At 60.4% G+C, this 12170-nt stretch carries 4 protein-coding genes, 2 tRNA genes and 3 rRNA genes; 7 read left to right on the top strand and 2 right to left on the bottom strand.

The genetic code is table 11. From position 1 onward, the window contains the following. Positions 1-17: 17 nt before the first annotated feature. Positions 18-1220, bottom strand: coding sequence for a 3-oxoadipyl-CoA thiolase (pcaF, locus tag BCR55_RS05255; RefSeq protein WP_065494275.1), 1203 nt, complete (start codon positions 1218-1220; stop codon positions 18-20). A gap of 86 nt (positions 1221-1306) precedes the next feature. After that, positions 1307-3013, bottom strand: coding sequence for a phenylacetic acid degradation protein PaaN (paaN, locus tag BCR55_RS05250; RefSeq protein ID WP_065494274.1), 1707 nt, complete (start codon positions 3011-3013; stop codon positions 1307-1309). 128 nt (positions 3014-3141) lie between these two features. Between paaN and BCR55_RS05245 the strand changes: the two genes are divergently transcribed. From BCR55_RS05245 to BCR55_RS05215, 7 genes are all read left to right on the top strand, one after another. Beyond that, complete coding sequence (locus BCR55_RS05245; protein WP_006415849.1) at positions 3142-3918, top strand: enoyl-CoA hydratase; 777 nt, start codon at positions 3142-3144, stop codon at positions 3916-3918. A gap of 571 nt (positions 3919-4489) precedes the next feature. After that, a 16S ribosomal RNA gene (locus tag BCR55_RS05240) occupies positions 4490-6022 on the top strand. Positions 6023-6083: 61 nt separating this feature from the next. Further along, positions 6084-6160, top strand: a tRNA-Ile gene (locus BCR55_RS05235). A gap of 38 nt (positions 6161-6198) precedes the next feature. Beyond that, a tRNA-Ala gene (locus BCR55_RS05230) sits at positions 6199-6274 on the top strand. Between the two features lie 353 nt (positions 6275-6627). Beyond that, positions 6628-9508, top strand: a 23S ribosomal RNA gene (locus tag BCR55_RS05225). 152 nt (positions 9509-9660) lie between these two features. Then, positions 9661-9773: ribosomal RNA gene (rrf, locus tag BCR55_RS05220) — 5S ribosomal RNA — on the top strand. Together the 16S, 23S and 5S rRNA genes with 2 tRNA genes alongside form the textbook arrangement of a ribosomal RNA operon. Before the next feature lie 234 nt (positions 9774-10007). Then, positions 10008-12083 carry a molybdopterin-dependent oxidoreductase gene (locus BCR55_RS05215; RefSeq protein ID WP_065494273.1) on the top strand — a complete coding sequence of 692 codons (2076 nt, stop codon included), beginning with the start codon at positions 10008-10010 and terminating at the stop codon, positions 12081-12083. The last annotated feature ends 87 nt before the right edge of the window (positions 12084-12170 follow it).

Genomic DNA, 12170 nt, shown 5'->3' with positions numbered 1-12170 from the left:
TGCGCGCGGGGCGGTCGTTATACGCGTTCGATCGCGAGCGCGATGCCTTGCCCGACGCCGATGCACATCGTGCACAGCGCGAAGCGGCCGTTCGCGCGATGCAGCTGATACATCGCTGTCGTCACGAGCCGCGCGCCCGACGCGCCGAGCGGATGGCCGAGCGCGATCGCACCGCCGTTCGGGTTCACGCGCGGATCGTCGTCGGCGACGCCGAGCATGCGCAGCACCGCGAGACCCTGCGACGCGAACGCTTCGTTCAGTTCGATCACGTCGAACTGGTCGATCGTCATGCCGAGTTGCTGCAGCAGCTTCTGCGTCGCCGGCGCCGGGCCGATGCCCATCACGCGCGGCGCGACGCCGGCGGTCGCCATGCCGATGACGCGCGCGCGGCGGCGCAGGCCGTACTGGTCGGCCGCTTCGGCATTCGCGAGCAGCAGCGCGCACGCGCCGTCGTTGACGCCCGACGCGTTTCCGGCCGTCACCGTACCGTCCGGGCGCACGACGCCCTTCAGCTTCGCGAGCGCTTCGAGCGACGTTTCGCGCGGATGCTCGTCGCGCGACACGACGAGCGGGTCGCCCTTCTTCTGCGCAATCGTGACGGGCACGATTTCCTCGGCCAGTGTGCCGTCCTGCTGCGCGCGGGCCGCCTTCTGCTGGCTGCGCAGCGCGAACAGATCCTGATCGGCGCGGCTCACGTTGTAGTCGACCGCGACGTTCTCGGCCGTCTCCGGCATCGAGTCGACGCCGTATTGCTGTTTCATCAGCGGATTGACGAAACGCCAGCCGATCGTCGTGTCGTAGATGTCGGCCTGACGCGCGAACGCGCTCGCGGCCTTGCCCATCACGAACGGCGCGCGCGTCATGCTTTCGACGCCGCCGGCGATCATCAGCCGCGCTTCGCCGGCCTTGATCGCGCGCGCGGCCGTGCCGATCGCGTCCATGCCCGAGCCGCAGAGCCGGTTCAGCGTCGTACCGGGGACGGCGGTCGGCAGCCCGGCCAGCAGCGCCGACATGCGCGCGACGTTGCGGTTGTCTTCGCCGGCTTGGTTCGCGCAGCCGTAAATCACGTCGTCGACCGCGTTCCAGTCGACGTCGCGGTTGCGCTCGATCAGCGCCTTCAGCGGCACCGCGCCGAGGTCGTCCGCGCGGACGTCTTTCAGGGCGCCGCCGTAGCGGCCGATAGGGGTGCGAATGGCATCGCAGATATAGGCGTCAGTCATGGCGTATCGGAAGGCGACGAACCCGCCGGATGGCGGATTCGTTCATGGTAGAGAATGTGGCGGCGTTTGCACGTCCGCCATTCGGGTTATGCCGGTTGGCCGACTTCCGCGGGCGCCGCCTTCGGCGCAACATGGACGCGGCTCTGAACCACGCGGAAGCGGTTGGCGACGAATGCGGCATCGGCCAGCGCCGCGTTCGCGGCCGGATTGGCGCCCGTACCGTGGAAGTCCGAGAACGCCGCCGACTGATTGACGAACACGCCGCCTGTCAGGTTGAGCGACAGCGCGACGCCGCCGCGCACCGCGGCTTCGTGTGCGGCGTCGATCACGTCGTCGGCCGTGCTGTAGACGGACAGCGTCAGCGCGCCGTGCTCGGCGGCGATCTCGCCGGCGAGATCGAGCGACTGCGCGGTCGAGTCGGTCGCGATCACGAACGAGATCGGCCCGAACCATTCCTGCGTGAATTTTTCGCGGTCGGCGACGTCGAGCTGCAGCACGAGCGGCGTGCGCACGCGAGCGTCGGGGAAGGCGGGGTGCTGAAGCGTCTGGCTATCGAGGAGCACGCGGCCGACTGCGCGCGCGGCGTCGATGCGTGCCGTCACGCCGTCGTTCTGGATGGCGCCGATCAGCTCGACCGACCGTGCCGGGTCCCCGGTGAGTTTCTGCACTGCGCCGGCGATCGCCTGCGCGACTTCGTCGAAGCTCGCATGGCCGTCGGCGGTGCGGATGCCGTCGCGCGGCACATAGATGTTCTGCGGCGCGGTGCACATCTGCCCCGAGTACAGCGCGAGCGAGAACGCGATGTTCTTGGCGGCGGCTTTCAGATCGTCGGTCGAGTCGATCACGATCTGATTGACGCCTGCCTTTTCGGTGTAGACCTGCGCCTGATGGGCGTGACGTTCGAGCCACGTGCCGTTCTGCGTGCTGCCGGTGAAGTCGATCAGCTTGATCTCGGGGCGCAGCGCGAGGTCCTGCACGAGTGCGCCGTCGTTCGGCTCCGTGGCGAGCAGCGTCACGACGTTCGGATCGAAGCCGGCCTCGCGCAGCACGTCGCGCGCGATCCGCACGGTGATCGCGAGCGGCAGGATCGCGCCGGGATGGGGCTTCACGATAACCGTGTTGCCGGTCGCGAGATCGGCGAACAGGCCGGGATAGCCGTTCCAGGTCGGGAACGTGCAGCAGCCGAGCACGAGCCCGGTGCCGCGCGGGACGATCGTGTAACGCTTCTGCATCGCGAGCGGCGGGTTCTTGCCTTGCGGCTTTTCCCAATGCGCGTCGGCCGGGACGCGGCGCAGTTGGTCCCACGCGTAGGCGACGGCCTCGAGCGCGCGGTCCTGCGCATGCGGGCCGCCGGCCTGGAACGCCATCATGAACGCCTGGCCCGTCGTGTGCATCACGCTGTACGCGATTTCGAAGCTGGCGCGGTTCAGGCGCGCGAGGACTTCCAGGCTGACACCGATCCACGCGCTCGGGCCGGCCTCGCGCCACGCCCGCTGGGCAGAGCCGGCGGCGGCGATCAGCGCATCGGGCGTCGACTTCGGATACCGGATGTCGAGCGCGACGCCATACGGAGAACGTTCCGCGCCGACCGTCTCGCCGCTGGCCGGCTGGTCGAGCTCGAAGGTCTTGCCGAGGTGCGATTTGAACGCGGCTTCGCCGTCTGCATTGCCGCTTTCCCCGTACACTTTGGGGCTCGGCATTTCGGCGAACGGGCTCCAGTATCCGCGGCTCTCGATGGCGGCGAGTGCGCGTTTCAGCGTGTCTTCGTGCTTCGTGAACAGTGCATGGGTCATGACGGCGGCCTGATGAACGTGAGAAGGGTTGGATCGATTAATTAACCGACCGGTTGGTCGGAGAATGGTAGCATCAAACTATTCGCGTGTGCGAGGCGTTTCTCAATTCATTGATCGAGGAGAAATAGATGTCTTACGAGAACATCCTGGTGGAGACGCGGGGGCGTGTCGGACTGATCACGCTGAACCGGCCGAAGGCGCTGAACGCGCTGAACGACGCGTTGATGGACGAGTTGGGCGCAGCGCTGAAGGCGTTCGACGCGGACGACGCCGTGGGCGCGATCGTCGTAACGGGAAGCGAGAAGGCCTTCGCGGCCGGAGCGGACATCGGCATGATGGCCACCTATTCCTATATGGACGTGTACCGCGGCGACTACATCACCCGCAACTGGGAAACGGTGCGCCAGATCCGCAAGCCGATCATTGCAGCGGTCGCCGGTTTTGCGCTCGGCGGTGGCTGCGAGCTGGCGATGATGTGCGACATCATCTTCGCCGCCGATACGGCGAAATTCGGCCAGCCGGAGATCAAGCTGGGCGTGATGCCGGGCGCCGGCGGCACGCAGCGCCTGCCGCGCGCGATATCGAAGGCGAAGGCGATGGACATGTGCCTGACTGCGCGCTTCATGGATGCTGACGAGGCGGAGCGCGCCGGGCTCGTATCGCGCGTGCTGCCGGCGGACAAGCTGCTCGACGAGGCGTTGTCGGCTGCGGCGACGATCGCCGAGTTTTCGCTGCCCGCTGTCATGATGATCAAGGAGTCGGTGAATCGGGCGTACGAGACGACGCTGGCGGAAGGCGTTCATTTCGAGCGCCGGCTGTTCCACTCGCTGTTCGCGACCGAGGATCAGAAGGAAGGGATGGCGGCGTTCGTCGAGAAGCGCAAGCCGGTGTTCAAGAACCGGTGATGGCATTGCGCGGTGGCTGCGGCCGTTGATGCCAACGGCGCAGCGCGCAATGCAGTCGGACCCGTGCGTCGTTGCCCCGAAGCCACCGTGCGCGGCAGCGCACGGAAGCTTTTAAAAATATTTTCACAAACCGCTTGCGCGTTGGGCGTGGGCTGCATAGAATCACGCCTCTTTCGCGCTAACGGAAACGCAGCGCGAGAGGGGAAGCGGAGCCGGACGTGTGCTGCAGCATAGAGCACCCGCCCGACGAAGGAAGAAGAACCGCGCAGTCGCAACGATGTAGTGAAAAAAGTTGTTGACGAGCTGCGAAACGGTGTTCATAATCTCGCTTCTCTGCTGCTGACAACGCAGCGCTGCTGAGCAAGACGATCTGCTCGCAGACATGTTCTTTAAAAACTAACAGCCGATAAGTGTGGGCGCTTGATGTGAGCGAGGCCTGATCTTCGGATCGGGATAGCAAAAGTATCAAGAGTCTCACACTAAAGTAAGTCAGGTTTATGAAGCAATTCATATGACCTGTCAGCTTTGAGTGAGCGACCGGTTCGAGAGAACCGAAAACAGTAACAGGTTTGAACTGAAGAGTTTGATCCTGGCTCAGATTGAACGCTGGCGGCATGCCTTACACATGCAAGTCGAACGGCAGCACGGGTGCTTGCACCTGGTGGCGAGTGGCGAACGGGTGAGTAATACATCGGAACATGTCCTGTAGTGGGGGATAGCCCGGCGAAAGCCGGATTAATACCGCATACGATCCACGGATGAAAGCGGGGGACCTTCGGGCCTCGCGCTATAGGGTTGGCCGATGGCTGATTAGCTAGTTGGTGGGGTAAAGGCCTACCAAGGCGACGATCAGTAGCTGGTCTGAGAGGACGACCAGCCACACTGGGACTGAGACACGGCCCAGACTCCTACGGGAGGCAGCAGTGGGGAATTTTGGACAATGGGCGAAAGCCTGATCCAGCAATGCCGCGTGTGTGAAGAAGGCCTTCGGGTTGTAAAGCACTTTTGTCCGGAAAGAAATCCCTGGCTCTAATACAGTCGGGGGATGACGGTACCGGAAGAATAAGCACCGGCTAACTACGTGCCAGCAGCCGCGGTAATACGTAGGGTGCGAGCGTTAATCGGAATTACTGGGCGTAAAGCGTGCGCAGGCGGTCTGTTAAGACAGATGTGAAATCCCCGGGCTCAACCTGGGAACTGCATTTGTGACTGGCAGGCTAGAGTATGGCAGAGGGGGGTAGAATTCCACGTGTAGCAGTGAAATGCGTAGAGATGTGGAGGAATACCGATGGCGAAGGCAGCCCCCTGGGCCAATACTGACGCTCATGCACGAAAGCGTGGGGAGCAAACAGGATTAGATACCCTGGTAGTCCACGCCCTAAACGATGTCAACTAGTTGTTGGGGATTCATTTCCTTAGTAACGTAGCTAACGCGTGAAGTTGACCGCCTGGGGAGTACGGTCGCAAGATTAAAACTCAAAGGAATTGACGGGGACCCGCACAAGCGGTGGATGATGTGGATTAATTCGATGCAACGCGAAAAACCTTACCTACCCTTGACATGGTCGGAATCCTGAAGAGATTCGGGAGTGCTCGAAAGAGAACCGGCGCACAGGTGCTGCATGGCTGTCGTCAGCTCGTGTCGTGAGATGTTGGGTTAAGTCCCGCAACGAGCGCAACCCTTGTCCTTAGTTGCTACGCAAGAGCACTCTAAGGAGACTGCCGGTGACAAACCGGAGGAAGGTGGGGATGACGTCAAGTCCTCATGGCCCTTATGGGTAGGGCTTCACACGTCATACAATGGTCGGAACAGAGGGTTGCCAACCCGCGAGGGGGAGCTAATCCCAGAAAACCGATCGTAGTCCGGATTGCACTCTGCAACTCGAGTGCATGAAGCTGGAATCGCTAGTAATCGCGGATCAGCATGCCGCGGTGAATACGTTCCCGGGTCTTGTACACACCGCCCGTCACACCATGGGAGTGGGTTTTACCAGAAGTGGCTAGTCTAACCGCAAGGAGGACGGTCACCACGGTAGGATTCATGACTGGGGTGAAGTCGTAACAAGGTAGCCGTATCGGAAGGTGCGGCTGGATCACCTCCTTTCCAGAGCTATCTCGCGAAGTTGAGCGCTCACGCTTATCGGCTGTAATCAAGACAGACTCAGGGGTCTGTAGCTCAGTCGGTTAGAGCACCGTCTTGATAAGGCGGGGGTCGTTGGTTCGAATCCAACCAGACCCACCAAGTTGTCTGGCGAGAAGAAACCTGGGTAGTCTCTGTATGGGGGCATAGCTCAGCTGGGAGAGCACCTGCTTTGCAAGCAGGGGGTCGTCGGTTCGATCCCGTCTGCCTCCACCAATCTTCAATGGGAAGCGTTTGACTCACACGAAAGTGACATGTGAGACGAGCATTTGCCATTGGCGATTGAGCCAGTCAGAGTGATGCAGGAAACTGTATCGGCTGTCGTTCTTTAACAATCAGGAAGAAGTAAGTAATTTGGATAGCGGAAGCGTCTTATGAGATGGACGTGGAAACTATCCGGGTTGTGATTGTATCGATGTATCTCAAGATGATTCGAACTTCATGTTCGGCTCTAATTGGAATACGGCACACACGTAGTGTGGGCTCCGCGTAAGTGCTAAAGCACTAACGCTGAGCGACACGCGAGAACTCAACCTGTAACGACTGTCGACGAGACAGACTCGTTATAGGGTCAAGCGAACAAGTGCATGTGGTGGATGCCTTGGCGATCACAGGCGATGAAGGACGCGGTAGCCTGCGAAAAGCCCCGGGGAGCTGGCAAACAAGCTTTGATCCGGGGATGTCCGAATGGGGAAACCCACTCCTTATGGAGTATCCATGGCTGAATACATAGGCCATGCGAAGCGAACGCGGTGAACTGAAACATCTAAGTAACCGCAGGAAAAGAAATCAACCGAGATTCCCAAAGTAGTGGCGAGCGAAATGGGATGAGCCTTGTACTCTTTATTTGTATTGTTAGCCGAACGCTCTGGAAAGTGCGGCCATAGCAGGTGATAGCCCTGTAGGCGAAAGCAGTATGAAAGAACTAGGTGTACGACAAGTAGGGCGGGACACGTGAAATCCTGTCTGAAGATGGGGGGACCATCCTCCAAGGCTAAATACTCGTGATCGACCGATAGTGAACCAGTACCGTGAGGGAAAGGCGAAAAGAACCCCGGGAGGGGAGTGAAATAGATCCTGAAACCGCATGCATACAAACAGTCGGAGCCTCGTAAGGGGTGACGGCGTACCTTTTGTATAATGGGTCAGCGACTTACGTTCAGTAGCAAGCTTAACCGTATAGGGCAGGCGTAGCGAAAGCGAGTCCGAATAGGGCGTTCAGTTGCTGGGCGTAGACCCGAAACCAGGTGATCTATCCATGGCCAGGATGAAGGTGCGGTAACACGTACTGGAGGTCCGAACCCACTAACGTTGAAAAGTTAGGGGATGAGCTGTGGATAGGGGTGAAAGGCTAAACAAACCTGGAAATAGCTGGTTCTCTCCGAAAACTATTTAGGTAGTGCCTCGTGTCTCACCTTCGGGGGTAGAGCACTGTCATGGTTGGGGGGTCTATTGCAGATTACCCCGCCATAGCAAACTCCGAATACCGAAGAGTGCAATCACGGGAGACAGACATCGGGTGCTAACGTCCGGTGTCAAGAGGGAAACAACCCAGACCGCCAGCTAAGGTCCCCAAATATGGCTAAGTGGGAAACGAAGTGGGAAGGCTAAAACAGTCAGGAGGTTGGCTTAGAAGCAGCCACCCTTTAAAGAAAGCGTAATAGCTCACTGATCGAGTCGTCCTGCGCGGAAGATGTAACGGGGCTAAGCCATATACCGAAGCTGCGGATGCGTGCTTGCACGCATGGTAGGAGAGCGTTCCGTAAGCCTGCGAAGGTGCCTTGTAAAGGGTGCTGGAGGTATCGGAAGTGCGAATGCTGACATGAGTAGCGATAAAGGGGGTGAAAGGCCCCCTCGCCGTAAGCCCAAGGTTTCCTACGCAACGTTCATCGGCGTAGGGTGAGTCGGCCCCTAAGGCGAGGCAGAAATGCGTAGCTGATGGGAAGCAGGTCAATATTCCTGCACCGTCGTTAGATGCGATGGGGGGACGGATCGCGGAAGGTTGTCCGGGTGTTGGACGTCCCGGTCGCTGCATTGGAGAAGGCGCTTAGGCAAATCCGGGCGCAGGATTCAAGGGTGTGGCGCGAGCGACTTCGGTCGCGAAGCAATTGGAAGTGGTTCCAAGAAAAGCCTCTAAGCTTCAGTCTAACGATGACCGTACCGCAAACCGACACAGGTGGGCGAGATGAGTATTCTAAGGCGCTTGAGAGAACTCGGGAGAAGGAACTCGGCAAATTGGTACCGTAACTTCGGGATAAGGTACGCCCTTGTAGCTTGACCAGCCTGCGCTGGAAGGGTGAAGGGGTTGCAATAAACTGGTGGCTGCGACTGTTTAATAAAAACACAGCACTCTGCAAACACGAAAGTGGACGTATAGGGTGTGACGCCTGCCCGGTGCCGGAAGATTAAATGATGGGGTGCAAGCTCTTGATTGAAGTCCCGGTAAACGGCGGCCGTAACTATAACGGTCCTAAGGTAGCGAAATTCCTTGTCGGGTAAGTTCCGACCTGCACGAATGGCGTAACGATGGCCACACTGTCTCCTCCCGAGACTCAGCGAAGTTGAAGTGTTTGTGATGATGCAATCTACCCGCGGCTAGACGGAAAGACCCCATGAACCTTTACTGTAGCTTTGCATTGGACTTTGAACCGATCTGTGTAGGATAGGTGGGAGGCTATGAAACCGGAACGCTAGTTTCGGTGGAGCCGTCCTTGAAATACCACCCTGGTTTGTTTGAGGTTCTAACCTTGGTCCGTGATCCGGATCGGGGACAGTGCATGGTAGGCAGTTTGACTGGGGCGGTCTCCTCCCAAAGGGTAACGGAGGAGTACGAAGGTACGCTAGGTACGGTCGGAAATCGTGCTGATAGTGCAATGGCATAAGCGTGCTTAACTGCGAGACCGACAAGTCGAGCAGGTGCGAAAGCAGGTCATAGTGATCCGGTGGTTCTGTATGGAAGGGCCATCGCTCAACGGATAAAAGGTACTCTGGGGATAACAGGCTGATACCGCCCAAGAGTTCATATCGACGGCGGTGTTTGGCACCTCGATGTCGGCTCATCTCATCCTGGGGCTGTAGCCGGTCCCAAGGGTATGGCTGTTCGCCATTTAAAGAGGTACGTGAGCTGGGTTTAAAACGTCGTGAGACAGTTTGGTCCCTATCTGCCGTGGGCGTTGGATATTTGAAGGGGGCTGCTCCTAGTACGAGAGGACCGGAGTGGACGAACCTCTGGTGTACCGGTTGTGACGCCAGTCGCATCGCCGGGTAGCTATGTTCGGAAGAGATAACCGCTGAAAGCATCTAAGCGGGAAACTCGCCTTAAGATGAGATATCCCTGGAGGCTTGACCTCCTTGAAGGGTCGTTCGAGACCAGGACGTTGATAGGTCGGGTGTGTAAGCGCAGTAATGCGTTCAGCTAACCGATACTAATTGCCCGTAAGGCTTGATCCTATAACAAGTCTGCCTTGTAGATCGGCGCCGTGCGACAGCACCGGCTGCGATCCAAAGCGACACGTTGGATTCTCGTGTGCGATACACACAACCCAAAATTACTGCTTCTTCCCGATTGGTTGCGCTGCGAAGCGGCGCAACAACCCTCTTTGCCTGATGACCATAGCGAGTCGGTCCCACCCCTTCCCATCCCGAACAGGACCGTGAAACGACTCTACGCCGATGATAGTGCGGATTCCCGTGTGAAAGTAGGTAATCGTCAGGCTCCCTAAGCCAGAAACCCCCGCCCGAACAGGCGGGGGTTTTTGCATTTGTGGCGCCGGAAATGCGCTGTCGGCCCGAGCGCCGGCCAAATGCGCCGCTGCGATCTCCGATTCTTCTCCTCCGACCGGCCCGCCTAGCCCCATCTTCAAATAAAGCCCGCGACCTGTACGGAATGAGCGCTTTATCCGGCAGGTCCACGTAAAATTTGCGAATCCCCATCTTCGCACCCACAACAATGAACGCCGCCACCCACGTTGCTCGGGCCGTCTGCCCGCATGATTGTCCGGATACGTGCGCCATGCGCGTGACTGTCGAGAACGGAAGGGCGATCAAAGTCGCAGGCGACCCCGACCATCCGCCGACGCAAGGCGTCCTCTGCACGAAGGTCAGCCGATATGCGGAGCGTGTTCATCATCCGGACCGTCTTACCGTGCCGCTGAAGCGCATCGGCGCGAAAGGCGAAGGGCGCTTCGCGCCGATCAGTTGGGACGAGGCGTTCGACGAAATTGGTCGCCGTTTGGGGGACATTGCGACGCGCGCGCCCGAAGCGATCGTGCCGTACAGCTATGCGGGAACGATGGGTCTCGTGCAGGGCGAAGGCATCGCACAGCGCTTCTTCCACAAGATCGGCGCGTCCCGCCTCGAGCGGACGATCTGCGCGGCGGCCGGCGCCGCCGGCCTGCGCTTCACTTATGGCGCCAGCGTCGGGATGCATCTCGAGCATTTCGAGGAAAGCGAACTGATCCTGATCTGGGGCGCCAATCCGATCGCATCGAGCCTGCATTTCTGGACCCGCGCGCAGGAAGCCAAGCGGCGTGGCGCGCGGCTCGTCGCGATCGATCCGTATCGGTCGCTGACCGCCGAAAAGTGCCACCAGCACATCGCACTGAAGCCCGGCACCGACGGGTCATTCGCGCTCGGCATGATGTACGTGCTGATCACCGAGAATCTGCTCGATCACGATTACATCGCCGACCATACGCTCGGATTCGACGCGCTCAAGGCGCGCGCGCTGTCGTATCCGCCGGAGCGCGTCGCGCAGATCTGCGGTATCGATGCGTCGGAACTGATCGATCTCGCGCGCCGGTACGGCGCGACGCGCAAGGCAGCGATCCGCCTCAATTACGGCATGCAGCGCGTGCGCGGCGGCGGTAACGCGGTGCGCGCGATCGCCAGCCTGCCCGCGCTGACCGGTGCCTGGCGCGACCGCGCGGGCGGCCTGCTGCTGTCGTCGTCGGAATTCGCGCCAATCAATCAGCCCGCGTTGTTGCGCCCGGATCTGATCCCCGGCTGGCCGCACAAGCTGCCGCGCATCATCAACATGAATGCGATCGGCGATGCGCTGCTGCACCCGGGCGATGCGGCGTTCGGTCCGAAAATCGAGGCGGTGATCGTCTACAACTCGAATCCCGTTGCCGTCGCACCCGACTCGTCGAAGGTCGCGGCCGGGTTCGCACGCGAAGACCTATTCACCGTCGTTCTCGAGCATTTCAAAACGGATACCGTCGATTTCGCCGATATTGTGCTGCCGGCGACGACGCAGCTCGAGCACCTGGACGTTCACAAATCGTACGGGCACATCTACGTGATGGCGAACCTGCCGGCCATTCCGCCCGTGGGCGAGGCACGGCCGAACACGGAAATCTTCCGCGGCATCGCGCGCAGCATGGGGCTCGACGAGCCGGCGCTCTATCACTCCGACGAGGAAGTCGCGCGCGCGGCGCTTCGATGGGACGACCCTTCGCTCGACAGCGATTGGGACACGCTGAAGCGCGAAGGTTGGCTGAAGCTGAAATTGCCCGATGCGCCGTTTGCAAACGGCGGGTTCCGCACGCCGTCCGGCAAGTGCGAGTTCTACAGCGCGCGGCTCGAGCAAATGGGTCTGGATCCGGTGCCCGACTATCTGCCGCCTTTCGAGTCGGCCGAAGCGGCGCCGGAGCTCGCGGCCCGTTACCCGCTCGCGATGATTTCGCCGCCGGCGCGCCACTTCCTGAACAGCACGTTCGTCAACGTCGAGAGCCTGCGCAGCACGGAAGGGCAGCCGCACCTCGACATGCACCCGGCGGACGCCGCATCGCGCGGCATTGCGGACGGCGATCTCGTGCGCATCTTCAACGACCGCGGATCGATGCAGGCCGTCGCGAGAGTGACGGACCGCGCGCGTGCGGGGCTCGTCGTCGGCTTGTCGATCTGGTGGAAGAAGCTGTCGCCCGACGGCCGCAACGCGAACGAGGTCACGAGCCAGGCGCTGACCGATCTCGGCAATTCGGCGACGTTCTACGACTGTCTGGTCGAAGTCGAACCCGCCTGAGCGAACGGACGCACGCGCGTCGGGCGAGCATCGTCCCCCGTTCGAAGGGGACGTCTAACCCTGTTGTCTCGCGACGGGCGACCCGCT

Origin of the sequence: Burkholderia sp. CCA53 (assembly GCF_001685525.1) — a bacterium.
In the GTDB taxonomy this organism is placed as follows: domain Bacteria; phylum Pseudomonadota; class Gammaproteobacteria; order Burkholderiales; family Burkholderiaceae; genus Burkholderia; species Burkholderia multivorans.
This window is presented reverse-complemented; position numbering and strand designations above follow the sequence as displayed.

Bases quoted from the DNA above. Each gene is read 5' to 3' on its own strand.
- paaN (WP_065494274.1), bottom strand. From the start codon at position 3,013: ATGACCCATGCACTGTTCACGAAGCACGAAGACACGCTGAAACGCGCA.
- BCR55_RS05215 (WP_065494273.1), top strand. From the start codon at position 10,008: ATGAACGCCGCCACCCACGTTGCTCGGGCCGTCTGCCCGCATGATTGT.
- pcaF (WP_065494275.1), bottom strand. From the start codon at position 1,220: ATGACTGACGCCTATATCTGCGATGCCATTCGCACCCCTATCGGCCGC.
- BCR55_RS05245 (WP_006415849.1), top strand. From the start codon at position 3,142: ATGTCTTACGAGAACATCCTGGTGGAGACGCGGGGGCGTGTCGGACTG.